Here is a 24,599-nt window from a genome sequence, read left to right as displayed (position 1 = left end):
ATCCTATCGAAACCTTACCTGTAGTCCTTTAGTCATCGAACGGCACGTATAGTCCCCGCAGCGCGCTTTTTTGCGTGTATTTCCTGTCTGCGCTGAAGCCAACTACATCGCCCGCCGATTTGACAACTCTCCCGATCCAAGACCGTTTTCGCCGCGCCCTGTCGCGATCTCTTGCAAGAACCGCATTCGTCGCGGGGATGACTTTCCTCGTTGCGTATCCGCGTGTGCCGTTCGCCGCCGTCGTGATGAATTTTTCGCATGCCGATATAAACGAGGTCGTGCGCGCGATCGGACTCGCCACGGGCAAGACGATCATCGTCGATCCGCGCGTGAAGGGACAACTGGATCTCGTCTCCGAGAATCCGGTTCCCGAAGACGAAGCGCTCAAGACGCTGCAATCCGCATTGCGTATGCAGGGCTTCGCGCTATTGCAGGATCACGGCGTACTCAAGGTCGTGCCGGAATCGGAAGCGAAGGTTCAGGGCGTGCCGACCTATGTCGGCAATCAGCCCGTCGCGAAGGGCGATCAGATCGTCACGCAGGTATTTCAGCTTCGCAGGGAGTCCGCGAACAGTATCCTGCCGACGCTGCGGCCGCTGATTTCCCCGAACAACACGATTGCCGCCAACCCGAGCAACAACACGCTGATCGTGACCGATTATGCGGATAACGTGCGCAGGATCGCGTCGATCATCGCGGGCATCGAAGGGGCGTCGAGCCCGCATATCGCGGTCGTGCAGCTCAATTTCGCGGATGCGACGGCCGTCTCGCAACAAGCGCAGAAGTTGCTGGATCTGAACGGCATCGGCAACAGCGATCCGACGCAGAAGGTCGTCGTCACGCCGGACGCGAGAAGCAACGCGGTCGTGCTTCGGTCGAGCGGCGCCGCGCGGCTGTCCGACGCCGAATCGCTGATCGTCAAGCTGGACACGCCGACGCGCGCGCCGGGCAACATTCATATCGTCAGCCTGCGCAACGCCGACGCCACCGATATCGCCAAGACGCTGCGACGGATTCTCGGCCAGACAGGCGGCGGCGATTCGCAATCGGGCTCGGGCAACGGCGGCGGCAATCAAAGCTCGTCGGGGCTTCCGAGCAGCAACGGCACGCTGCCGCCGCTGCCGGGCGGCACGGATTCGGCATCGTCGGTGAGCGCGACGTCATCGTCGGCGTCTTCCTCGAAAAGCCCTTTCGGCGGGATGCAATCGCGCTCGGGCGATGACAAGGACGAGCAAGGAAGCGGCGAAGTCGTCGCGGACGTGTCCACGAATTCGCTCATCATCACCGCGCCCGAACCGGTGTTCAGAAACCTCGCCACCGTGATAGCGCGGCTCGATCAGCGCAAGGTTCAGGTGTATATCGAATCGCTCATCATCGAAGTGGCTTCCGACAAGGAAGGCGAATTCGGCATCGAATGGCTGACGGCTGCGGGGCTGCAGTCCGTCGCCGCGACCACGACGAACGTCGGCCTGGTCGCGGGATTCGGCAATATCCTCGGCACCAAGGGCCTGTTCCGCGCATTGCAGTCGAACTCGGATGTCAACGTGCTGTCGACGCCGAGCCTCGTCACGCTCGACAATCACGAGGCGCGCATTCTCGTCGGCACCAATGTTCCCATCGAGTCCGGGTCTTATTCGACGAACACGACGAGCTCGTCATCGGTATCGGCGTTCAACACGTACGACCGCAAGGATGTCGGCGTGATGCTGAACGTCAAGCCGCAGATCAATCAGGGCGGAACGCTGACGCTGCAGGTCTATCAGGAAGATTCGAGCGTGCAGAACGGCACGGCGGATCAGGCGGGCGGCTACAGCATCGACAAGCGCTCGCTGCAGACGACCATTCTCGCGGACGACGGCCAGATCGTCGTGCTCGGCGGACTGATCAGCGACAACTACACGAACGGCAATTCCCGAATCCCGTGGCTTTCGAAGATTCCGGTGCTCGGATCGCTATTCAGGCACGAGACGAAAAGCCGGCAGAAGACGAACCTTCTGATCTTCCTGAGGCCGGTGATCGTTCGCGACGCGTCGCAGCTTCAGGCGATCGCCGCGGATCGCTACGGCTACATGCAGGCGCGCTCGGCCACGTACAAGAGCGACAACTGGCTGGAGAAGGACGACACCGTGCCGGCGCTGCCCCACATCGATGGATACGATCACGGCGACGGAACCAACGTGGTCGATCTGACGCATGTGCGAAACGCGGCGCAGCCCGCGACGCCTGGAACCGAGCGTTCATCGCCCGCCCGCTGACACCGCGGCGCGCCTGCGCTGCAAGAACCGGCGCACCGCCGGATCGCGCTCCAGTCCGATCGCGAGATCGTAGGCGGCGAGCGCCTCGTCCGTCGCGCCGGCGCGAGCGAGCAGATCGGCGCGCGCCGCCCAATACGGCTGATAGTCGGCGAGGCGCGGATCGTCCGCGTAGGGCGCGAGCGCATCGAGCGCCGCCCGCGCGCCGTCGCGTTCCGCCAGCGCGAGCGCGCGGTTCACCGCCACCACCGGCGACGCCGCGATCCCGAACAGCGCATCGTAGAGCTGCACGATCTCGTCCCAGTTCGGCCGATGCGTGCGGCAGCGATGCACATGCGCCGACTGCAACGCGGCCTCCAGCTGAAACCGTCCGATCGCGTTGAAAGCGTTCGCGCGCCGCAGCAGCCTGTCGGCTGCGTCGATCATCGGCGCGTTCCATGTCGACGGATCCTGAGCCGACAGCGGCACGTAGTCGCCGGCCGCATCGCGTCGAGCGTCGCATCGCGCCTGGGCGTAGAGCATCAGCGCAAGAAGGCCGAGCGTCTCCGGTTCATCGGGCAGCAAGTCGACGAGCAGATGCGCGAGAAACAGCGCCTCGCCGGTCAGATCGCGCCGCGCGGCATCGCCGCCGAGCGGATCCGTCCATCCTTCGGCATACACCGCGTACACGGCTTCGAGCACCGCGTCGAGACGGCCCGGCAAGTCTTCGCGCTCCGGCACGCTGAACGGAATGCCGGCTTCGCGGATCTTGTTCTTCGCGCGCACGAGGCGTTTGCTCATCGCGGCGGGCGACATGAGAAACGCGGAAGCGATCGTCTTCGCTTCGAGCCCGAGCACCACTTGCAGCATCAGCGGCGTGCGGATCGCGGCCTCGAGCGCGGGATGCGTGCACGCGAACAGCAGCCCGAGCCGCCGGTCGGGCAATGCGCCGGCTTCGTGCTCGTCGATTTCGCCGGAGAGAATCGTCAGTTGATGCGCGACGTCTTCACCGACCCGGCGATGGCGCGCGCCGTCGATCGCCCGGCGGCGCGCCACCGTCATCAGCCACGCTTCGGGATTCGCCGGGCAGCCGCGCTTCGGCCAGTCCGCGAGCGCGGCCGCGAACGCGTCGGCGAGCGCGTCCTCGGCTGCGGCGACGTCGCGCGTACGCATCGCCAGCAGCGCGACGAGCTTGCCGTAACTGCGTCGCGCGACCAATTCCGCTACCGCGCTTGCGCCGTCAGCGGGCTCGCTCATCCGGCGGATGGCGCATCGTAAGGCGCGGTCCACACCGGACGCACTTCCATGAGGCCGTGCGCCGCGCCGGGACAGCGCGACGCCCACGCGATCGCCGCGTCGAGATTGGGCACGTCGATCAGGTAATAGCCGGCGAGCTGCTCCTTCGTATCGGAAAACGGCCCGTCGAGCACTTGCGGTTTCCCGTCGACGAGCCGCACCGTCGTGGCCGTGCTCGTGTGCTGCAGCCGGTTCGCGCCGACGAGCGCATCCGCCTTCTTCAACGATTCCGTGTACGCCTGATACGCGGCGACGCCCTGCTGCCGCTCGCTGTCGGTCATCTGGTTCCAGCGGTTTTCGTCCGAATAGATCATCAGCAGATAGTGCATGTGAGCCTCCGTCACAAGGTCGATGCGGCCGGATCATCCGGGCGCCATCACGATGACGCGCGGGCCGTGCGCCGATGGACAGATATCGCGAAAAAATTCATCCGTCCTTCCGAGACGGCCACGTATTCTCGAAGACGCATTCCTCTGTCGAACGGCGCGCCGCCCAACGCTCGCTTTCGAGCATCGGCGCATCGTAGAAGCGTTCGACATGCCCGACGCAAAGAATGGCCACGGGCCGCGCGCCGGCGGGCATGTCGAGCAGCGCGGCGACTTCCACGGGATCGAACAGCGAGACCCAGCCCATTCCCAGCCCTTCGGCACGCGCCGCGAGCCACATGTTCTGGATCGCGCACGCGACGGAAGCGAGGTCCATCTCGGGCAGCGTGCGCCGTCCGAAGACATGATGCTCGCGGCCGTCCATCAGCGCCATCACCAGCACTTCGGCGCACTCGCGCAATCCTTCCACCTTGAGCCGCATGAACGAATCGCGGCGTTCGCCGAGCGCATCGGCGGTCAGCACGCGTTCACGTTCGACCGCATCGCGCAACCGCGCGCGTAGGTTCGCGCAGGTAATGCGCAGGATGCGCCACGGCTGCATGAAGCCGACGCTCGGCGCGTGCAGCGCGGCGTCGATGAGGCGCTGCATGACGTGCGGCGACACCGGATCGCCGACGAAGTGACGCATGTCGCGACGCTCGCGGATCGCGCGGTAGACGGCTTCGCGATCGGCGTCGCTGAAAGCTTTTTCCATGGATGTCGGCAGGGTTGGGCTGATGGATTGGGGATGATATCGGGGCGGCTCGTTTTCGTCCGCGACGGCGACAAAATCATGCGCTGTCTACTTCGCCACTCAATCGACCTTGTTAAGAAAAAGCGTATTGCGCTGTTGATGTGTCTTGCTCCATTGTTTCGGCTTCCCAACGAATTAAGCGAAACAACCATGCCGATTCCCGCATACATGTGGCTGAAGGACGATGGCGGTTCGCCGATCAAGGGCAGTGTCTCCGTGCAAGGGCGCGAGGGCAGCATCGAGATCATCGGCTTTGGACACGGCCTGACGCTTCCGGTCGATGGCAACGCCGGCAGGATTACCGGCACGCGCATACACGCGCCCATGTCGATCGAAAAAGAGTTCGATGCGGCCAGCCCGTATCTGTACAAAGCGGTTGCCAAAGGGCAAACGCTTCGATCTGCCGAGATCAGGTTCTATCGGATCAATGACGCGGGCCGGGAGGAAAACTACTTCACGATGCTGCTGGAGGGCGTGAAAGTGGCCGGCGTTCATCCCGGTTTCGCGAACACGAAGATCGCCAGCATGAGCCCGCTCAATCACGTCGAGGCCGTATCGCTCATGTATGACAACATCACCTGGCACTACCTGGACGGCAACATCAAGTTCTCCGACGCGTGGACGGAACGCTAGGCTCGGGGGAACGAGATGGCTCTGCGGGGCAAGTTCGTGGTCGATAATGCGCCGATGCTGACGCTTGTCATGGCTGGTGTCGGGGCGTTTCAGGCGTTTTCCGGGAACGATAACTATCGCAACCGCGGGGGTTGCACTGCGATGCGCGGAGCAGGCCCTATCCCTGCCGGCAAATATTGGATCGTGGAGCGTCCGGCCGGCGGGATCAAATCTCAAGCTCAAGCGTGGGCGAAAGACGCATGGAACACTGTAACCGGGAATCCATCCAGCCACGGCGACTGGTTTGCTCTTTACCGGGATGACGGGCTGATCGATGACTGGACTTGGGTAAATGGAATCAAGCGCGGCAACTTTCGCCTTCACCCGATCGGTGGCCAAGGCGTTTCATATGGTTGCATTACGCTGAAGAGCCGGGCAGATTTTCAACGACTTCGCCAAGCCCTTTTACAGACGACATCCATTGCGGCAGGCACTTCCGGACTGCAAGCGTATGGCTGGATCGAGGTGATCACTGTTGGCAACACTTGTCCGTAAGCTAATCAAGGTAGCGCTTTTCAGCGGCCTGTTTCTATTGGCGGTGCGTTACGTGCACACTTATCCGTTGCCGATGACCGAATCGCAACAGCACGTCCTGCTCGTCATCGCTGACTCAGTGGGCGTCGAGGATGCGGAGATGCTCTACATTCTGTCCATGACGACAGTCGACCTGCTTGTGGCCATCGTCGCCTATAAGGTCATCATGAAACTCTGGCGTCGCCGACATACGGGGCGAAGAAGTGAACGCGCGTAGAAAACGGGCGCGCACATATGAGGTAATCCATTCGACGACCCTCGCGCAAAAAAAAGCGCCGCGGGCGTTCAGCCCGCGGCGCCATTGCGCGACGCTACGACGAAACCGCTCGCCGTAGCCCGACAGCACGCTTACATCTGCACGGTGTCGGCGACTTCCTTGAAGTCTTCGATCTGGTCGAAGTTCATGTACTGATAGATCTTGTCGCCATTGGCGTTGAGCACGCCCATGTCGGCCATGTACTCTTCCTTCGTCGGAATTCTGCCCAGACGCGAGCAGATGGCCGCCAATTCCGCCGAGCCGAGATACACGTTCGTGTTCTTGCCGAGACGATTCGGGAAGTTGCGCGTCGACGTCGACATAACCGTCGCGCCTTCGCGCACCTGCGCCTGATTGCCCATGCACAGCGAGCAGCCCGGCATTTCGGTGCGCGCGCCCGCCGTGCCGAACACGCCGTAGTGACCTTCTTCCGTCAGTTGCTTCTGGTCCATCTTGGTCGGCGGCGCGACCCACAGCTTGACGGGAATGTCGCGCTTGCCTTCGAGCAGCTTGGACGCCGCGCGGAAGTGACCGATGTTCGTCATGCACGAACCGATGAACACCTCGTCGATCTTCGCGCCGGCCACGTCCGACAGCGTCTTCACGTCGTCCGGATCGTTCGGGCAGGCCACGATCGGCTCGTGAACGTCGGCCAGATCGATTTCGATGACGGCGGCGTATTCGGCATCCGCATCCGGTTGCAGCAGTTGCGGATCGGCGAGCCATGCTTCCATCGCCTTGATGCGGCGCTGCAGGCTGCGCGGGTCCTGATAGCCCTGCGCGATCATCCACTTCAGCAGCGTGATGTTGCTGTTGAGGTACTCGATGATCGGTTCCTTGTTCAGATGCACCGTGCAACCGGCGGCCGAACGCTCGGCGGATGCATCCGACAGTTCGAACGCCTGCTCGACCTTCAGATCCGGCAGACCTTCGATCTCGAGGATGCGGCCCGAGAAAATGTTCTTCTTGCCCTGCTTGGCCACGGTCAGCGTGCCCGCCTTGATCGCGTACAGCGGGATCGCGTTGACGAGATCGCGCAGCGTGACGCCCGGCTGCATCTTGCCCTTGAAGCGCACGAGCACCGACTCCGGCATGTCGAGCGGCATCGTGCCGGTGGCGGCCGCGAAGGCGACGAGACCCGAGCCCGCCGGGAAGCTGATGCCGATCGGGAAGCGCGTGTGCGAGTCGCCGCCGGTGCCGACGGTGTCCGGCAGCAGCATGCGGTTCAGCCACGAGTGGATCACGCCGTCGCCTGGACGCAGCGCGATGCCGCCACGGTTGCTGATGAAGTTCGGCAGCGTTTGATGCGTCTTCACGTCGACGGGCTTCGGATAAGCCGCCGTGTGGCAGAACGACTGCATCACGAGGTCGGCCGAGAAGCCGAGGCACGCCAGGTCTTTCAGTTCGTCGCGGGTCATCGGGCCGGTGGTGTCCTGCGAGCCGACCGAGGTCATCTTCGGTTCGCAATACGTGCCCGGACGCACGCCTTGGCCTTCCGGCAGACCGCACGCGCGGCCGACCATCTTCTGGGCGAGCGAGAAGCCACGGCCGCTGTCGGCCGGCTGCTGCGGCAGGCGGAACAGCGTCGACGGAGCCAGACCCAGCGCTTCACGCGCCTTCGCCGTCAGTCCGCGGCCGATGATCAGCGGAATGCGGCCGCCGGCGCGCACCTCGTCGAACAGCACGTCGGACTTGACCTGGAACTCGGCGATCACTTCGCCGTTCTTCAGCGCCTTGCCCTCGTACGGACGCAGTTCGACGACGTCGCCCATTTCCATCTTCGACACGTCGAGTTCGATCGGCAGTGCGCCGGCATCTTCCATCGTGTTGTAGAAGATCGGCGCGATCTTGCCGCCCAGGCACACGCCGCCGAAACGCTTGTTCGGGATGAACGGAATGTCTTCGCCCGTGAACCACAGCACCGAGTTGGTGGCCGATTTGCGCGACGAACCCGTGCCGACCACGTCGCCCACATACGCGACCAGATGGCCCTTCTCTTTCAGCGATTCGATGAACTTGACCGGACCGCGCTTGCCGTCTTCTTCCGGCGTGATGCCGGGACGCGCGTTCTTCAGCATGGCGAGCGCATGCAGCGGGATGTCGGGGCGCGTGGTGGCGTCCGGCGCGGGCGAGAGGTCGTCGGTGTTGGTTTCGCCCGTCACCTTGAACACGGTGATGGTCAGGCTCTGCGGCACTTCCGGACGGCTCGTGAACCATTCGGCGTCGGCCCAGCTTTGCAGCACGGCGCGCGCGTTGGCATTGCCCTTGTCGGCCAGTTCCTTGACGTCGTGGAACTGGTCGAACATCAGCAGGGTTTTCTTCAGCGCGTTCGCTGCCACCGTGCCGACTTCGGCGTCGGAGAGCAATTCGATCAGCGGCTGAATGTTGTAGCCGCCCAGCATCGTGCCGAGCAGCTCGGTGGCGTGCGCGCGCGAGATCAGCGCGCAGGCGGTCTCGCCCTTGGCCACGGCGGCAAGAAAGCCCGCCTTGACGCGCGCGGCTTCGTCCACACCGGCGGGCACGCGGTTGGTAATGAGATCGAGCAGAGCCTGCTCTTCGCCTGCGGGCGGGTTCGTCAGCAGCTCGACCAGTTCGGCGGTCTGCTGCGCCGTCAGCGGCAGCGGAGGAATGCCGAGCGCGGCGCGCGCGGCTACATGAGCACGAAAGTTTTCCAGCATGGGGGGACCGTTGCCTTTGCGTTTCAGTGAAGGCTTTGCAAACAAGCCGGGATGTTCTGGGCACTGCGTTGCCCGCTATTCTAATTGCGACGCTGCGTTGCGTCAAACGTCTTATGTCTTATGTCTTATATAAGACTTGCCGGACGCGGGAAGGCCGGTCGTGTCGGGCCATGTCGAACGGTCATCGCATCGCCGCTCGAAACGGGAACCATGGCGCGCTAGTTCTGAAGAATCTTGCTTCCCTTCATCACGATGTCGCTATCCGCCGTCACGCTGATCTTGCCGCTGCCCTTGACGCTGATGTCCTTGCCCTTGATCTGGATCGTGCCGTCCTTCTTCATGACGATGCTGGCATCGCCCGTAACGAGACTGATCGATTCGTCCGCGTTGATCGTGAGGTTCTTGCCCACCTTGAGCGCGTCATCCTCGCCGACGGACGTCGTGCGCCCTTTCGCCACCGTGCTCGACTGCGCGCCGTCGATCGACTCGCTCGCGTCCTTCGCGACCGACACCGTCTGCCCGCCGCCGACGCTGAGCGACTGATCGCCCGTTACGCTCGTCGCCTGGTTGCCGCCGACGCTCACGGTCTGATCCGAACCCACCGTGACGGTCTGGCCGGAGCCGACGCTGACCGTCTGACTCGCACCGATCGTCTCCGTGTGATACGCGCCGACCGTCACCACCTGGAACGCGCCGATCGTCACCTCCTGCGCCGCGCCGACGGTAATCGTCTCGTTGATGCCCACGCTGTGCGTGCGTTGCAGGAGAACCGTCGCGGTCTCGCTCGCCTTCACGGTCTTGGTGCGGTTCGCGCCGATCGTGATGCTCTCGTTTACGCCGACCGTTTCCGTGCGGTTCATCACGACGTCGATCTTCTCGTTGTTGCCCACGGTTTCGGTGCGGTCGTGCTTGACGACCGTCGTTTCGTCGTGATCGATGTTCTTCTTGCGGTCATGCCCGACCCAGTGCGTCTCGTCGTTCTCGACTTCGATGTCCTGATTCTTCTCGGCATGAATGAGCACCTGCTCGGCGCCCTTCTTGTCCTCGAAACGCAGTTCGTTGCAGTTCGCGCCGCTTCCGCCCTTGCTCGACCGGCTCTTGATGCCCGACTGCGTCATGTTCGCGGGCAGATCGTAAGGCGGCATCTGTTCGGCGTTGTAGACGCGTCCCGTGATGATCGGCCGGTCGGGATCGCCTTCGAGAAAATCGACGATCACTTCCTGGCCCATGCGCGGAATCGCGATGGCGCCCCAGCCCTTCCCCGCCCAAGGCTGCGATACGCGGATCCAGCACGAACTGTTCTCGTCGCGCTTGCCCTGCCGGTCCCAGAAAAACTGCACTTTCACGCGGCCATATTGATCGGTGTAGATTTCGTCGCCCCCCGGCCCGACCACGACCGCCGTCTGCGGTCCCTGCACGAACGGCTTGCGCGCCGTGCGGGCGGGCGCGAACGCCTGCTTCGCGTCGATCGCGGAGAACCAGCATTCGCAGCGATTCGCCTGCGCGCCGTCGAAGGCTTCGTAATCGGCGAGTTCGATCTCGTAACGCGTGCGCGTCACGAGATATTGCGTGTTCTGGTCCGCGCGCGGATGCCGCGTCAGCTTGAGCAGCGCGCCCGCGCGCACGTTCTTGCTGTTGGTGCGCGCCTCGACCTGATGCCAGTTGATGCCGGGATCGTCGGGCACGCTGCCTTCGATGCGCCATTCGTCCGCACGCGACTTCGCGCGGCTCTCGCCGTGATCCGCTTCCACATAGCCGCCCGGATAGTCGAAATGTTCGAGCCCGGAGAACGCGTCGAAGCCCTGCATGTGCTTCGCGGCCTGCTTCTGCAGCGGCCGCGACGGGTGCTTGAAGTCGTAATCGGTGAGCAGCCAGTTATGCGTTTCGATCGCGCGATGCGTGCGCCACTCGCTGACGAATTCGATGTCGGGCGCCGCCGCCTGCACCGCGCCGTACGGCAGCGATTCGCAGCCCGCGACGCTCTCGTGCGCGGCGAGCGTATCGGTCAGGATCAGCGACTCCTTGCCATCCTTGTCCTGAAACCAGTAGTAGATGCCTTCGTCTTCGAGCAACCGGCTCACGAAGTTGAAGTCCGATTCGCGATACTGCACGCAGTATTCGCGCGGCGGATGCGCGCGCGTGCTCGCCTTCCATTTGATCTCGCCGAATTCGAGCCCTTTGTAGACGGGATCGGCGAACACGGCCTTCACGATCTCTTCGACCGTCTTGTTCTGAAAGATGCGGCAATTGCTGCGCCGCGAGAGCAGCCACAGCCACGGCCGCACCGCCGCCTCGTAGATGTGGAGCCGTCCGCGCATGCCCGCTTGCCGGAAGCCCACGACATAGCCGGCGAACACGCGCGGCTTCGCCTTCGGCACGTTGAGCGACACGCTCACGCGCTTGCCGAGGATCCGGCTGAAGTCGAGGTCCGCGCGCTTCGAGACGAGCGTCAACTCGATGCGTGGCATGCGCCCGAGTTCCGCGCACGCGGAAAGGCTCAGAAAGCGCAGGTCGTCGCCGAGCGGCGTGTCGACGCTCGCGAGCGGCTTCTGCGCTACGGCATCGTTGCTGGCCATCGGCGCACCGGCCTCGCGCTCAGCCGACGCGCTTCGCAGCGCCGCGCAGCGAAATGTCCGTCACCATACGATCCTCCGTCCCGGTCCGCATCCGTCGCGCGCCTCGTGCGTGCGATCCACCGAATAAACGAAACGCGCCTGAGGTTTTTGAAGTCCGCGCTTCGTATGCACGGCGACGCCGCGCGTTGAAAGGTTCGCGCGCGTGCCTTCAAGGGCAAACATTTCAGCGCCACGCGAGCCGGAATTATTTTCGCGCAACGGACATTCATCGCTTGACGCGGTTTTGAAGCGGTCCATAAAATCCACAATCTTCAACGATTGGGCGAATGCCTTGGACACTTGCAGTAGTCGACCTTCGAACGAAATTTCCGCCTGAGCGACTCACGTCCGCGCCTTTTCAACGCCGCCGTTTGTCACCCAGGCAAGCGGTGCGCGCCGTAGTACTTCGCAGTCACTCAAACGTGCACCTCGATCCGCCCCAGATGGCGTGATGCCGCCGTGCGTCCGCCGTCTGGTTCTGCCGCCGCCTCGCAGTCGGCCGTGCGCGCGCGCCTGTCGCCAAGCGCGCGCATGCGGTCATCCGCGGGCCGGACGGCGGTCAAGTCAGATAAACAATATTTGCCACGGGGTGCATCATGTCCACGCCAACCAACGTCTCTCCACCGGGCGTCCCGCCACGCAGCGCCGTGCTCGACGATGCGCACGTCGGCGATATTCGCGGCGCCTTCGGCTCGATCGCGCATCACGACACGGCGCCGCGCGGGTCTTGGCGGGCGCGTTTGCGCACGCTTCTCGCGATACTCGGGCCGGGCCTCATCGTGATGGTCGGCGACAACGATGCAGGCGCGTTCGGCACCTACACGCAGGCGGGCCAGAACTACGGCACGAGCTTGCTCTGGACCATGCTGCTGCTCGTGCCCGTGCTGTACGTGAATCAGGAGATGGTGCTGCGTCTGGGCGCAGTGACGGGCGTCGGCCATGCGCGGCTGATCTTCCAGCGCTTCGGCAAGTTCTGGGGCGCGTTCAGCGTCATCGATCTGTTCCTGCTCAACGCGCTGACGATCGTCACCGAGTTCATCGGCATCACGTTCGTGCTCGATTTTTTCGGGCTGCCCAAGGTCGCGGGCGTCTGCGTCGCGGCCGCGCTGACGATGGCCGCCGTCAGCACCGGCGACTTCCGCCGCTTCGAGCGCTTCGCGGTCGTGCTATGCGTGCTGAGCCTCGTGCTCGTGCCGGTGCTCGTCGCGATTCATCCGCCGGTGTCGCAGATGACGCGCGATTTTCTCGTGCCCAACTGGCCCGCGCACGCGAAGCTGTCGGACGTGATGCTGCTCGTGATCGGCATCGTCGGCACGACGGTCGCGCCGTGGCAGCTCTTTTTCCAGCAGAGCTACGTGATCGACAAGCGCATCACGCCGCGCTTCATGAAGTACGAGAAGGCCGATTTGTGGATCGGCATTGCGTTCGTGCTGATCGGCTCGGTCGCGATGATGAGCTTCACCGCGGCGCTGTTCGCCGGGCGTCCCGAGTTCGGCAGCTTCACCGATGCCGGCGGCGTCATCGCCGGCCTCGAAAAGTACGCGGGCCGCACGAGCGCGACGCTGTTCGCGGTCGCGCTGCTCGACGCGAGCATCATCGGCGCGGCGGCCGTGTCGCTGTCGACCGCGTACGCCATCGGCGACGTCTTCAAGATCCGGCACTCGCTGCATCGCGGCGTGACCGACGCGAAGGGCTTTTATCTGGTCTACTTCGGCATCGTCGCGCTCGCGGCCGCGATCGTGCTGATTCCGGGCAGCCCGCTCGGCCTGCTGACCGAAGCGGTGCAGACGCTCGCGGGCGTGCTGCTGCCGAGCGCGACCGTGTTCCTGCTGCTGCTTTGCAACGACCGCGCCGTGCTCGGTCCGTGGGTCAACTCGAAGAAGCTGAACCTGTTCACGGGCTCGGTCATCTGGGTGCTCGTGATGCTGTCGATCATCCTGACGGCCGCCGTGATGTATCCGGACATCAGCGGCGAGACGATCATCCGCGTGCTCGCCGGCGGCACCGTTCTGGCGATCGCCGGCTTCGCGGCGAGCGTGCTGCTGCGTCGCGTGGGCGCCTTTGCACAAACGACGAAGACGGCGCAAGCGACGCACACGAGCGTCGGTCGCGCGCAACGCGACACATGGCGCATGCCGCCGCTCGACACGCTCGCCCCGCAGAAAATGACACTCGCCACGCGCATCTGGATGGGCGTGCTGCGCGGCTATCTGGTGATCGCCGTCGGGCTCGTGATCTTCAAGGTGCTGCAGATGACGTTGCTGAAATGAGCGCGCGCTTGCGACGCGACGCTACTTGATCGTCGCGTCGCCGTGTGCCTCGGCTTCGCGCCCGGACTGATCCGGCCCGTCCTCTGCTTCGATCGACGCCTGCGCCTGTTGCCAGAACTCTTCGGCGCGACCATCCGGACTGCCTTCGCGCTCCCAGATCTCATACGCACGTCGACGGATGCGGTCCTGCTCTTTCTGTTCGTCCACGATTCCCTCCCGGTTGCGCAATTTACGCCGCTCGCGCTTGCGTTGCGCATGTGCGCTCACCGGCAAAGCAACCGGCATGCCGCATGCATCTTTTGAAAGTCAGACGGAATCGAGCAGCGTTTTTTCGAAGCACACGGCGCCGCGCTCATCGGCCGGCGTGCGGCGATACCCGCTGGCTTCGCAAAAGTGCGATGCATTCGACTCGCCCGGCGTCGTCACGACGCAGACGGTGTGATAGCCGAGCAGACGCGCTTCCTCTTCGAGATACGACAGGATGATCGCTTCCAGCCCGCGATACTGCGGGCGAACGTAGAGCCGCATCAGTTCGGCGGCGTGATAGCTCTGCCGCCGGATCGCGCCGCATCCCATTGCTTCGCCCATCGCGTTGCGCGCCACCACGTAGCGCGCGCGGATGCTCCGCAGATCGTCATCGGCCACGCACTGCTGCCCGCTTTCGCCCGTCAGCGCCGCGTGATAGGCCGAGCGTTCGTCGCACAGAATGCGCGCGTCGAGCGAGTCCGGATCTTCGCTGCCGATATAGACGGTTTGGGAGTCGTCCATGCTTGCCTCGGATGAATGAAGTCTCGTGCTCCTTTCAGCAACGAGCATTCCGCGAAAGCATCGACGCGTCGTGTTCCATAAGGACGGGTTACGGACGACCGACCGCTAAGTTTTCGGCCCACAGCCGGACCGATAATTCATCTGCTATCGACCAAGGCCTTCTCCTCTCACGGGTCACGAGAAACCGCGATGCACGACGACAACGACAAGATCACGCTACTGGCCATTCCGCCATCGCAGGGACACATATGGTCGGGAAAGTTATTCGTCGGCACGGAAGAAATCGGCGAAGTATTCGGCCAGGCATTGAGCGACCTCGAAGACGCCGCCAACGAACTCGGCTTCCCGCTGGACCAGATCCGCTGCGCGACTGGCTGAAGCGGGAACCACCGCGCATCGCTCACGTCTGAGACGGGAAATACGGCTGCATGACATCGGCGTTTGTCGCCGTATTTTCATCGGATATGCACGTAACTGTCATATCGTGGTCAGCCGGTCAGACGCAACGTACAAACCCATCGACTCCGCGCGTGCAGGAACGCGCGGAATCGCCCGCGTCCGGCCGCCGCATTTCCTTTTACCGATTTACATTCGACTTTAAAAAGGAGCGGTCAATGTTTCAGTATCCCGGTTATTTCGCGTATCAGGTTCCGTCGCTGGCGCGCGCCAATTTGCAGGCATTCCTCAACATGACGGGGCGCTTCGCAAGCGGCATGCAGGCGCTCGGTGAACTGAACGTGCAGACGGTTCGCACGGTCATCGACGAAAGCAATGCGCTTCTGCGCGCAGGCGATGAAGCCGGCGCCGGCGACGTCCTCGGATGGCAATCGGTCATGCTGGCGCAGTTTCCTCAGAAGGCCGCATCGTATGGCCAGCATGTGCTGTCGATCATCACATCGACGCAGGACGACATCCTGAGCGAAGTGCGCAATCAGTACGAGCGCAATGGCATCAAGTTCGGCGACATGACGAACGCCGCCGCCGATGACGCGCAGACGGCGGCGCAATCGTCCGGCGAGCTCATCACGAATCTGGCCGATGCGACGAATGACGCCGCGCGCGAAACGGGCGGCGCCGTGCTGGATGCGAGCGGCGAAGTCGCGAAGACCTCGCGCGCCGCGGCGAAGCGTTCGGTTTGATCGAACGGGCGCATTGGACTACGTCTTCGATTACTCGGTGATGCGCTTGAAACTCGAGTAGTAATCGTCGGTGTAGTAACAGTCGCGGGTCTGCTTGCGCGGCCCGCCACATACGATCCGGCGCTGCCCGCGATCCGCCGAACCCGGCGTGCGAACCGTGTATGCACGGTAATAGCCGCGCGGATGTTCCGGCAGCAAGGTCGCGCTGTTGCGGAACAGGACGCCGTCCTCGCTGAAAGGGAACGGGCCGCCCGCTTTGATCAGACGGAGCGTTTCGGCGGCTTCCGCGGGCAACTGCGCGCGGGCGATGGCAGCGAGCGCGCCGTGCGGCTGCGTGCCCGATGCCGCTGCCGCGCCGCTCGCGGCCGACGCGGGCTGACTCGCCGCCTGACTCGCGGATGCACCCGCTTCCGATGCGGCTTTTTGCGATCCGTCCTTGTTGCAACCGCCGACGACCGCGCTCAACGCGACGATGCAGGAGAAACACCAGGCTCGCTTCACGGGACGGTTGTCTCCGGTTGACCAGCATTCGACGGATCACGAACGAATCAAGGTTATCGTTTATGACTGAGCGAAGCAACGACCGGGCGGAAATAACGGGAGCTTCATCCGGCCGCCCGCGCGGATAGCCTAAGCGCGTGCCTTGCACTCAGCGCCAGCAATACGCACGACAGCGCATTGAAGAGAAACAGTCCGCTCGGCCCGATGAGCGTCATCAACGCGGATGCCAGCGTCGGTCCCGTCATGCCGCCGAGAGAAAAGAGCACGAGCAGCATCGCCGACACTGCAACGCGCAGATGCGACTCCGTGCGGTCCTGCACATGCGACACGATCAGCCCGTATTGCGTGAACGTCACGGCGACATAAGCCAGCGTCGCGCACCATGTGACGATGCGAAAATCCAGGCAGAACAGCACGAGGCTCAACACCGCCGATGTCAACGAGGTCCATAGAACCAGACGCCGCCGGTCGATGCGATCAGACAGCCGTCCCATCGGGAACTGCGGCAGCAACGCGCCGATCAGCGCAACGCCCATGAACGTCGCGAGTTCCTCCGTCGTGAAGCCCGAGCGTTGCAGATAGACGGGCATCAGCGCATAGAAGTTGCTGTAGATGAAGCCGGTCAGTATGCAGCCCGGCACGCCGAGCGGCGCCACGGCCATCATTTCGCGAAGGCTCTCTCCCCAGCTTCGCGCGGGCACGCGATCGAGATTCGCATCGTTCACTTTCACCGGCCAGCCTTCCATCAACGTGACCGGCAACACCGCCGCCGCAAAGAGCGCCGCGCTGATCGAGAACTGCTGCGCGCCGGACCCCGCGCCCACATTCAGCAGGAACTGGCCGCTGCCCACTGCCAGATAGTTGATCGCCGCGTACAGACCGAATACCTGGCCGCGCTTCTCGTTGTCGACGGTGCCGTTGAGCCAGCTTTCGACGGACGTGTACAAGCCCATGAACGCGACGCCCGTGAGAAGGCGCACGCCGCCCAGCACCCAGGGCGACTGCGCCGCGCCGAAAGCGAGCGCGAGAATCGACGCCGCCGCCGAGAACGCGACGAACGTCCGATGCTGACCGATGCGATCGATCAGCCGCCGATTGACGACCGCGCCCAATATGAATCCGGCGTAATAGCTCGACTGGATCAGCCCCGTGACGAACGTCGAATAGCCCGACTGAAGGATGCGCAAGGGAATCAGCGTCTGAAACAGGCCGTTCCCCGCGACGAGCAGCGCGAGGCCGAACAGCAGACCGGCCAATGCGCGCATCGTGCCGGGCTTGCCGGCGGGCGCGTGCTGACCGGGATTGGCCGCCGCGGAATCCGGCCACGGCGGCGTCTTGCGCCCGAGGAGCGCCGCTTCGTTCAGCGGGCCGGTGCGGCCGACCGCCGATTCGTCGTGCTCCTCGCTCGCGGCGCGTTCGTGCATCGCATTTTCGCGGATTTCGTTCTCATGCTCGAGATCTGACATGACACCCCTGGATTCGCCTAAGCGACTCCATGATGACAGAAGCCGACGGCTCCTATCCGCCAGCGGTGCGGTCATCGGTCAATGCGGAACACGAAATAGTTGGTAAGAGCCGCGCTGCTTCCACGTCTTTTCCGCGCAATGGATGCGACTGGCCGTTGCTACGATCGGCTCCGGCCTCGTGCCTCGTATGCCGCACGTCGAAGACGTCTCTCCCGCCTACCGCAAACCGAATCGCTACATCATGCGCAAACTCATTACTTCCCTCATCGCGTTGCTGCTCGCCTTCATGCTCGGCGGATGCGCCACCACCGTAGGAAACATCGCTTTGGGAATGGGTCTGGGCGCGGCGGGCACGCTCGGCGGAATCTACTGCGCGCTGGCCTGCTGACGCGCTCGGGGCGACGCGTTCCTCCACGTCGCCCTTCACCCGATCAAGCCGAAACTAGAAAGCGATACGCACTTGCCGCTGCGCGCAGTCGCTCTTGCATGGCGTCGATAGCGCGGGATTGTGCGTGATGTTCGCGTTCATCAACGGAGCGGCAGCAGCGGTCTCGTAGTGTGCGGATGACGCCGCGCGAAGCCGTTCGACGTTCACCTGTCCGACGACGGCCCTCTTCTTTTCGACATCGGCCGATGTCTTCGATTCAGCGCCGGCCTGTTCATCCTTCCCGCCGCCCAGCCCTTTCATCCGAAGCACGGCCGCTTCCGCCGACGGCGCAAGCCGCTGTTCGGCGATGCCGTACTTGATGTACTCGGCAGTCTGCTTCTTTCCGTGCGCGACGTCCGCTTGCAGCTCGGAGATGCGCCGCGTGTACCAGTCGGTCACGCACGCCTTGTCCTTGCAGTTGCGCTGACGCCATTGCCATTGCGCCACGCGATCCGCATCGAGCGCGGTCGCGTCGGTCGTCGCGTCGTGCGCCTCGCGGAAAACGGCGGCCAGCTTATCGTCGAGCGATGAAAGTTCCGGGTCCGCACAGACGAGCCGCTCCGACGCGGACGCGTCATGCGGACAGCGAAAGCTCGCGGCATGCGATGCAGTCATCGCGCCGAGCGACGTCAACATCACGCACGCAACGAGACGCGCGCAGCGCCGCAAGTCGATGGATGGGCTGTGCAGCTTCTTTCTTGTATTCATGTTTGGTTCGTTCTCGGAGATGTGTTCGTTCATTGGGCGTCGGCGGATTGAGTCGCCGTATCGAACGATATGGCATGCCTCGACAGATCGAATGCCCGATGAATGCACACTTCGCGTCAAACCTTACCGGGTGTTACTTTTTATTCGCTGCGGTAAGGGCGCGGCGCGCTGGCGATATCCGAGAACGGCTTGCGCTACGAACGCTTTTCGTCGACCGCAAGCCGATACTGCTCCATCTTGCGATACAGCGTGCTGCGCGACACGCCTAGGGCGCGCGCCGCCTGCGCCATGTTGCCCTGCGCATGCCGCAACGCACGCGCGATCGCGAAGCGCTCGGTTTCCTCGAGGCTGCCCGCGCCGGGCGTCGCGTTCGACATGACCGTGTCACGCACGGTCGGCGATTCATCGAGCACTTCCGGCGGCAGCTCGACCAGCGCGACGCGCTCGTCATTCGATGTCAGCAACAGGTTCTCGACCACGTTGCGCAACTCGCGCACGTTGCCCGGCCACGAATAGGCGCGCAGCACTTCCATCACGATGTCGGGAAACTGCCGCGCCGGCACGCCGTGACGCAGCGCGAGCGAGCGGTTGAAGTGATCGATCAGCAGATCGACGTCGCCATCGCGCTCGCGCAGGCCCGGAATGCGAATCCGCGTGACGCCGACGCGATAGTAAAGGTCCGCCCTGAATCGCCCGCACTCGACTTCCTCGCGCAAATTGCGATTCGTCATGGCGAGCAGGCGCACATCCACGCGACGCGCCTGCGTATCGCCGAGCCGATAGATCACCCCTTCTTCGAGCACGCGCAACAGCACCGGCTGCAGTTCCAGCGGCAATTCGCCGATCTCGTCGAGGCACAGCGTTCCGCCATGCGCGAGTTCGAATCGTCCGGGACGTCCTTCCGCCGTCGCGCCCGTATAAGCGCCGCGCACGTGGCCGAAGAGTTCCGCGCCGATCAGTTCCTTCGACGCCGCCCCGCAGTTGTAGGCGACGAACGGTCCTTCGTCGGATTCCTCGCCGTGGATCGCGCGCGCGAACAGCTCCTTGCCGACGCCCGTTTCGCCTTCGATCAGCACCGGCACGCGCCGTCGCGCAAGCTGCCGTCCGCGTTCGATCGCGCGCTGCATCGCCGCGCTCTGGCAGATGATCTGCTCAAAGCGGTTGCGTTGCGGGTCGGCTTCGCCGCGCGGCTGCACTTGCGGCCCGACGCGGCGCGCGCCGCCCGCAAGACGCGACGCATTCGAGAGGCCGGAAGGCTGCGGCACGATCAGCATCGCGCCGATCGCTTCGCCGTCCGCGACGACCGGATTGAACCACTCGGGCCGCAGTCCTTGCGGCAGATGATTGGCCCAGTCCTCGACGGGGAAATGCTCGCCCATGCCCGGAAAGCGCTCGCCCGGATTGACCGGCAACGCGATGCGCGCCGTCGTGTGCACGAGCCGTCCGTGCCGGTCGATGGCGATGAGCCCGGCGGCATCCGTCGAGGAAAGCCGCTGCAAGCAGAACGCCAGCAGACGCATGTGCTCGCGCGCCACCTGCTCCGCGAGCACCATTTCGATCTGGCGCGCGGCGGTGACGGCGAGCGTCAGATTGTTGATCTGATACGTCGATGGCGGCCCCGATATGTCCAGCACGCCGAGCACCGCGCCGGTCCCCGGTTCGCAGATCGGCGCGGCGGCGCAGCTCCATGCCTTGATGCCTTCGCAGAAGTGCTCGGAGCCGTGCACGTAAGTCGGCTGACGCGTGGCGAGCGCCGTGCCGATTCCGTTGGTCCCGGCCGATGCCTCGCGCCAGTCGCCGCCCGTCATCAGATGGATCTTTTCGCCGGCGTCGAGCGTGCGCAGATCGCCGGCCGCCTTGAGAATCACGCCGTCGGCGTTGGTCAAGAGAAGGATCGAATACGAATCCGCGAAGAGATCGGCGGTGGCCGTGAAAAGCCGGTCGGACGCCGCGAGCAGTTCGCGATGCCGCCAGCGCAGCGTGTTGATCGCATCGCCATGCACGGCGAACGGCGCTGCGCCCGAGGTCGGATTCACGCCCGATTGCAGACTTCGTTTCCATGATGCGATCAGTTCGGTCGGCGCGGCCGTGCTGATCTCGCCTGCGAGAAAACGCTCCCAGGCGAGCATGGTGTCGGTGTCGGAGTGATCGGCGGCGCTTGCGTCGGGCCGCGTCCACCCGGCGACGAAGGGGTCGCTCGCGCGACCGCCGCCAGCCGGCATACCGATGAGGCGCCTCGTCATGTGTCTCCTCCGTGCGAGGTGGAGCGCGGCCCGCTCTTGCGGCGGGCGTCGGCGCGACTCGCGGGGGCTGCTGCATCGGGATTCGCCGGCTTGGCCCGGCGATTGCGCAGCACAGTCCGCTGAGTATAGACCTCGTGCGTCTCTCGTCCTCTCGGGGAAAACGCCCCCGTTGGCGGCGCGCGCTGTGTCGCAGCGCAGCAGCGCGCGCTACTTGCGGCCGAGCAGCTCCGCGCCCGCGCCGAGCGCCGGGCCCGCCGTCGGATCGGTGATGTCGGGCTTCTTCGCGATGAGCGTCTGCGTCGTCAGGATCAGCGCGGCGACGGAGGCCGCGTTGCGCACGGCGCTGTAACTCACCTTCACGGGATCGATGATCCCGCGCGCGGCCAGATCGGCGATCTCGCCGGTGCGCGCGTCGAGTCCGGTCGCGCGATCCGCCTTCGCCACCTGCGCGACGATCGACGCGCCGTCCAGTCCGCAATTCGACGCGATCGTGAACAACGGCTTCGCGAGCGCGCGCTTGAGCAGCATCGCGCCGAGTTGCGCGGCGCCGTGGCTTCGCGCGATCAATCCGTCGAGTTGCGCCGATGCCCGCAGCAGCGCCGTGCCGCCGCCCGGCACCACGCCTTCGGCAATCGCCGCGCGCGCCGCGTTGATGGAATCCTCGATCAGATGAAGCCGGCGCTTCTGCTCGACGGGCGTCGCTCCGCCCGCGAGGATCATCGCGGTGCCGCCCGAGAGCTTCGCGAGGCGCACTTCGAACTTGTCGCGCTCGACGTTCTCCGGCGCCATGTCATATTGCCGCGCGACCTGCTGGCGTCGCGCCGATACGGCGGCGGGATCGCCCGCGCCCGCCGTGATGATCGTCTGATTCGACGACACGCGCACCTGGCGCGCGCTGCCGAAGTCGCGCATGTCGATGGCGTCGAGCCGGCCGCCGAGATCGCGCGCGATGACGCGCCCGCCGGTGACGATCGCGATGTCTTCGAGCATCGCGCGCCGCCAGTGGCCGTATTCGGGCGGATGAATCGCCGCGACGCCGAAGCCTCCGTTGTCGCGATTGGCGAGCAGCGTGACGACGCACGCGGGCGCGACTTCCTCCGCGATGATGAAGAGCGCGCGCTTGTGCTCGTTCGCGAGCGCGAGAATCGCGGCGACGTCGTCCTGGCTTTGCAGGCGCTGATCCGTCATGAGAATGAGCGGATTGTCGAGCACGACCTGCATGCGCTCGATGTCCGTCACCATGTGATGCGAAAGATAGCCGCGGTCGAACGCCATGCCTTCCACCACTTCGAGCCGCGTCTCGACGGTCGAGCCGTATTCGACATCGACGATGCCGTCAGCGCCCACGCGCTCCAGCGCCTCGGCGACGAGACCGCCGGTGAATTCGTCGTTGGCGGCCACCACGGCGACCGCGCGCACTTCTTCCGGTCCGGAAAGCGGCGTCGCGGAACGCTTGAGCGCGTCGATCGTTTCGTACACCGCGGCTTCGAGGCCCAGCACGAGTTCGACCGGATTCGCGCCGTCCGCGAGACATTCGAGGCCCTGCTGCACGAGCGCATCGGCGAGCACGGTGGCGGTCGTCGTGCCGTCGCCGGCGACGTCGTTCGTCTGCTTCGACACTTCCCGCACGACCTGCGCGCCGATGTTCTCGAACGGATCTTCCAGCTCGATCTCGCTCGCGATGCTCACGCCGTCGCGCGAGATGATCGGCGAGCCGATCGGCCGGTCGATGATCGCGTTCATGCCCTTCGGCCCGAGCGTTCCGCGCACCGCCCGCGCGAGCTTGCCCACGCCCCGGCCGAGCGCCGCGCGCGCTTCTTCGTCATGCAACATGATGTTCGGCATCGTGTGCTCCTGTCTCCTGTCTTTCGATTTATGTCCGTATCGTCGATGCATCGCGCGTTCGCGGATAGAAGCGAACCGGCTTCTCTACGACATCGTCGTAACGCGCCGCAAGAAGACCGCGGCATAGCGCGCTGTTGAACTCGGCGTTGACGCCCACGCGCCGCAACTCGCGCAGATACGCGCCGAGCGTCGCGGGATCGAGCGGCGCGCCGTGCATGTCGATGAACGCGGGCTGCGCTTCGTCCATCGCGCCGCCGCATACGTGACGCCGTTCCATGTAACGCGAGATCAGATGCGCGCGTTCCGGCTCGTCGGCAAGCGATGCAAGCTCGCCGATGGTGAGCCGCACGAGCGCCTCCGCTTCGCGCCCGCTCGCCAGCAGATGCGCGAGCAACGCCGCCTGCCTGCGCTGAAACGCCTTGACGAGAAATGTCTGCCGCACCGCGTCGAGATCGTCGTTCGCGGCATCGCCGAATGCCTGCCGGAACGACAGGTTCTGCGCCATGCCGCGATTGATCTCGTTGGCGTACATGTGCTCGTCGAGCGTCATGCCGATGCCCGTCACCCACGGCAGATTCGCGATCGCCGCGCGCATGTCCGCCGCCATGAGATACGCGAAATTGGCGGCGCACCAGTACGTCGGAAGCCGGAAGGCGACGCTCACGCCGCCATCGGCATCGACATCGACGGACGTGACGAAGCCGAGCTCCGTCACCGACTCGTCGAGTTCCGGATCGATGACGGATGCGAGCCGCTCCCACACTTGCGCCGCCGGTTCGCTCACCGCGCTCGCGGCGCTCATGCGTGCGCGACCGCGCTTTGCGGCGTCTGTTCGAGCAGCTTCTTCTGCGCCTCGATATCGATGCCGTACAGACGCGCCGCATTCAGCCCGAGGATTTTCTTCTTCGCCTCCAGCGACAGCTTCGCGCCCGTTTCCTTCGCGACCGATTCGGGCAACTCGAACGCCATGAACTTGTCGATGAGCCACTTCGGCGACCAGATCGCGTAATCGCTGCCGTAGAGAATGCGGTCCTCGCCGATCCAGAACAGCAGCTCCGAAATCACATGCGCGAAGTATTCCGGCCGCGTGTGGATGAACGGCAGCACGACCGCGAGGCCGCCATACACGTTCGTCTCCTGCGTGGCGATCCAGCAGAAGTCATCGAGACGCGGCAAGCCGCAATGCTCGACGATGAAGTTCAGGTTCTGGAAGCTCGTCGCCACGTCGTCGATATCGGCGACATCGAACGCATCGCGATTGAGCGGCAGGATCGTCGGTCCTTTATGAACGTGAATGTTCCTGATGCCGAGCTTCTCGCAGCGTTCGAGAAACCGGTACGCGCCCGGATCGGAGAGCTTGTAGCCCTTGCTGTCGCCGCGCCATTCGGCCGTGTAGAGCTTCACGCCCTGAATCTTGTACAACTGCGCCAGCTCCTCGAGACGTTCGAGCCCCGCTTCGCCGTCACGCGGATCGAACGCGCCGTTCACGATGAACCGATGCGGATACTTCTTCTTCACCACATAGTTCGCTTCGGTGGTATTGAAGCCGTTCTTGTAGAAGTCGGTCAGATAGGTCGGCTGGCAGATCGCCATGTCGTCGTAACCGGTGACGAAAAGGTCTTCATACATGACCGCTTCGCCGTACTGGTCGAACTTTTCCTTCGGCCACAGGTATTCCTTCGGGCTCAGGTTCTTGTGATACGCATAGAAGCAGTCGATGAACTGCTGGCCATGCACGTTCTTCACGTTCGCCTTGCTGCCGTCCCAAAGATGAACGTGCCCGTCGATGATGAAAATGTCCTCGCCGTCCTGGGTTCTGAACATGTTGCTG

At 64.2% G+C, this 24,599-nt stretch carries 23 protein-coding genes; 8 read left to right on the top strand and 15 right to left on the bottom strand.

The window, feature by feature from the left end; translation table 11 throughout:
* Window positions 1–197 precede the first annotated feature (197 nt).
* Window positions 198–2,255 (top strand): secretin GspD/PilQ domain-containing protein, encoded by a 2,058-nt coding sequence (locus NCS67_RS30800; RefSeq protein WP_250437829.1) that lies wholly within the window; start codon window positions 198–200, stop codon window positions 2,253–2,255.
* On the opposite strand, the gene NCS67_RS30795 is transcribed toward NCS67_RS30800, so the two are convergent.
* From NCS67_RS30795 to bluB, 3 genes are all read right to left on the bottom strand, one after another.
* Window positions 2,238–3,488: an RNA polymerase sigma factor gene (locus NCS67_RS30795; RefSeq protein WP_250437828.1), complete on the bottom strand. Its 1,251-nt coding sequence runs from the start codon at window positions 3,486–3,488 to the stop codon at window positions 2,238–2,240. The two genes, NCS67_RS30800 and NCS67_RS30795, sit on opposite strands and share 18 nt — an antisense overlap.
* Window positions 3,485–3,856: a YciI family protein gene (locus NCS67_RS30790; protein WP_008345811.1), complete on the bottom strand. Its 372-nt coding sequence runs from the start codon at window positions 3,854–3,856 to the stop codon at window positions 3,485–3,487. Before NCS67_RS30790 ends, NCS67_RS30795 begins: the two co-directional genes overlap by 4 nt.
* A 97-nt stretch (window positions 3,857–3,953) precedes the next feature.
* Window positions 3,954–4,607, bottom strand: a complete 654-nt coding sequence (gene bluB, locus NCS67_RS30785; protein WP_008345813.1) for a 5,6-dimethylbenzimidazole synthase — start codon at window positions 4,605–4,607, stop codon at window positions 3,954–3,956.
* Window positions 4,608–4,796: 189 nt separating this feature from the next.
* Here bluB and NCS67_RS30780 point away from each other — a divergent pair, with 189 nt between their 5' ends.
* Genes NCS67_RS30780 through NCS67_RS30770 form a run of 3 tightly spaced genes read left to right on the top strand, consistent with a single transcriptional unit; the run spans window position 4,797 to window position 6,069 of the window.
* A complete protein-coding gene (locus tag NCS67_RS30780) occupies window positions 4,797–5,279 on the top strand; it encodes an Hcp family type VI secretion system effector (protein ID WP_008345816.1) in 483 nt (160 codons plus the stop codon).
* A gap of 15 nt (window positions 5,280–5,294) precedes the next feature.
* A complete protein-coding gene (locus NCS67_RS30775; protein WP_250437827.1) occupies window positions 5,295–5,813 on the top strand; it encodes a DUF2778 domain-containing protein in 519 nt (172 codons plus the stop codon).
* Complete coding sequence (locus tag NCS67_RS30770) at window positions 5,794–6,069, top strand: hypothetical protein (RefSeq protein WP_250437826.1); 276 nt, start codon at window positions 5,794–5,796, stop codon at window positions 6,067–6,069. The genes NCS67_RS30775 and NCS67_RS30770 overlap by 20 nt, the downstream gene beginning before the upstream one ends.
* Before the next feature lie 131 nt (window positions 6,070–6,200).
* On the opposite strand, the gene acnB is transcribed toward NCS67_RS30770, so the two are convergent.
* The 3 genes from acnB to NCS67_RS30755 all read right to left on the bottom strand — a co-directional run bounded on the left by acnB (window position 6,201) and on the right by NCS67_RS30755 (window position 11,701).
* Window positions 6,201–8,786: a bifunctional aconitate hydratase 2/2-methylisocitrate dehydratase gene (gene acnB, locus NCS67_RS30765; RefSeq protein ID WP_250437825.1), complete on the bottom strand. Its 2,586-nt coding sequence runs from the start codon at window positions 8,784–8,786 to the stop codon at window positions 6,201–6,203.
* 218 nt (window positions 8,787–9,004) lie between these two features.
* A complete protein-coding gene (locus NCS67_RS30760; RefSeq protein ID WP_250437824.1) occupies window positions 9,005–11,362 on the bottom strand; it encodes a type VI secretion system Vgr family protein in 2,358 nt (785 codons plus the stop codon).
* Between the two features lie 60 nt (window positions 11,363–11,422).
* On the bottom strand, window positions 11,423–11,701 hold the full coding sequence (locus NCS67_RS30755; RefSeq protein ID WP_250437823.1) for a hypothetical protein: 279 nt from the start codon (window positions 11,699–11,701) through the stop codon (window positions 11,423–11,425).
* A gap of 296 nt (window positions 11,702–11,997) precedes the next feature.
* Between NCS67_RS30755 and NCS67_RS30750 the strand changes: the two genes are divergently transcribed.
* Window positions 11,998–13,671 (top strand): Nramp family divalent metal transporter, encoded by a 1,674-nt coding sequence (locus tag NCS67_RS30750; protein ID WP_250437822.1) that lies wholly within the window; start codon window positions 11,998–12,000, stop codon window positions 13,669–13,671.
* A gap of 21 nt (window positions 13,672–13,692) precedes the next feature.
* Here NCS67_RS30750 and NCS67_RS30745 read toward each other — a convergent pair whose 3' ends face one another.
* Window positions 13,693–13,956 (bottom strand): DUF2934 domain-containing protein, encoded by a 264-nt coding sequence (locus NCS67_RS30745; RefSeq protein WP_250437821.1) that lies wholly within the window; start codon window positions 13,954–13,956, stop codon window positions 13,693–13,695.
* Window positions 13,957–13,977: 21 nt separating this feature from the next.
* Window positions 13,978–14,439 carry a GNAT family N-acetyltransferase gene (locus tag NCS67_RS30740; RefSeq protein WP_250437819.1) on the bottom strand — a complete coding sequence of 154 codons (462 nt, stop codon included), beginning with the start codon at window positions 14,437–14,439 and terminating at the stop codon, window positions 13,978–13,980.
* 189 nt (window positions 14,440–14,628) lie between these two features.
* Between NCS67_RS30740 and NCS67_RS30735 the strand changes: the two genes are divergently transcribed.
* Together NCS67_RS30735 and NCS67_RS30730 are read left to right on the top strand one after the other, a co-directional pair.
* Window positions 14,629–14,817 (top strand): hypothetical protein, encoded by a 189-nt coding sequence (locus NCS67_RS30735; RefSeq protein ID WP_008345831.1) that lies wholly within the window; start codon window positions 14,629–14,631, stop codon window positions 14,815–14,817.
* 236 nt (window positions 14,818–15,053) lie between these two features.
* Window positions 15,054–15,578, top strand: coding sequence for a phasin family protein (locus NCS67_RS30730; RefSeq protein WP_250437818.1), 525 nt, complete (start codon window positions 15,054–15,056; stop codon window positions 15,576–15,578).
* Window positions 15,579–15,608: 30 nt separating this feature from the next.
* On the opposite strand, the gene NCS67_RS30725 is transcribed toward NCS67_RS30730, so the two are convergent.
* Together NCS67_RS30725 and NCS67_RS30720 are read right to left on the bottom strand one after the other, a co-directional pair.
* Window positions 15,609–16,079, bottom strand: a complete 471-nt coding sequence (locus tag NCS67_RS30725) for a ribonuclease (protein ID WP_175982202.1) — start codon at window positions 16,077–16,079, stop codon at window positions 15,609–15,611.
* Between the two features lie 104 nt (window positions 16,080–16,183).
* Window positions 16,184–17,545, bottom strand: coding sequence for an MFS transporter (locus NCS67_RS30720; RefSeq protein ID WP_175982203.1), 1,362 nt, complete (start codon window positions 17,543–17,545; stop codon window positions 16,184–16,186).
* 142 nt (window positions 17,546–17,687) lie between these two features.
* Here NCS67_RS30720 and NCS67_RS30715 point away from each other — a divergent pair, with 142 nt between their 5' ends.
* Window positions 17,688–17,933, top strand: coding sequence for a hypothetical protein (locus NCS67_RS30715; protein WP_144403548.1), 246 nt, complete (start codon window positions 17,688–17,690; stop codon window positions 17,931–17,933).
* A gap of 54 nt (window positions 17,934–17,987) precedes the next feature.
* Here NCS67_RS30715 and NCS67_RS30710 read toward each other — a convergent pair whose 3' ends face one another.
* The 5 genes from NCS67_RS30710 to NCS67_RS30690 form a co-directional block, all read right to left on the bottom strand.
* On the bottom strand, window positions 17,988–18,680 hold the full coding sequence (locus NCS67_RS30710) for a lysozyme inhibitor LprI family protein (protein ID WP_250437817.1): 693 nt from the start codon (window positions 18,678–18,680) through the stop codon (window positions 17,988–17,990).
* 194 nt (window positions 18,681–18,874) lie between these two features.
* Window positions 18,875–20,923, bottom strand: coding sequence for a sigma-54-dependent Fis family transcriptional regulator (locus NCS67_RS30705; protein WP_175982205.1), 2,049 nt, complete (start codon window positions 20,921–20,923; stop codon window positions 18,875–18,877).
* Window positions 20,924–21,130: 207 nt separating this feature from the next.
* Window positions 21,131–22,768, bottom strand: a complete 1,638-nt coding sequence (locus NCS67_RS30700) for a molecular chaperone GroEL (RefSeq protein WP_250437816.1) — start codon at window positions 22,766–22,768, stop codon at window positions 21,131–21,133.
* Window positions 22,769–22,796: 28 nt separating this feature from the next.
* Window positions 22,797–23,570 carry a metal-sulfur cluster assembly factor gene (locus NCS67_RS30695; RefSeq protein ID WP_250437815.1) on the bottom strand — a complete coding sequence of 258 codons (774 nt, stop codon included), beginning with the start codon at window positions 23,568–23,570 and terminating at the stop codon, window positions 22,797–22,799.
* A complete protein-coding gene (locus tag NCS67_RS30690) occupies window positions 23,567–24,592 on the bottom strand; it encodes an amidohydrolase family protein (RefSeq protein WP_008345850.1) in 1,026 nt (341 codons plus the stop codon). Before NCS67_RS30690 ends, NCS67_RS30695 begins: the two co-directional genes overlap by 4 nt.
* Between the last annotated feature and the right edge of the window lie 7 nt (window positions 24,593–24,599).

It is taken from the genome of Caballeronia sp. ATUFL_F2_KS9A (assembly GCF_023630765.1).
Classification (GTDB): domain Bacteria; phylum Pseudomonadota; class Gammaproteobacteria; order Burkholderiales; family Burkholderiaceae; genus Caballeronia; species Caballeronia zhejiangensis.
This window is presented reverse-complemented; position numbering and strand designations above follow the sequence as displayed.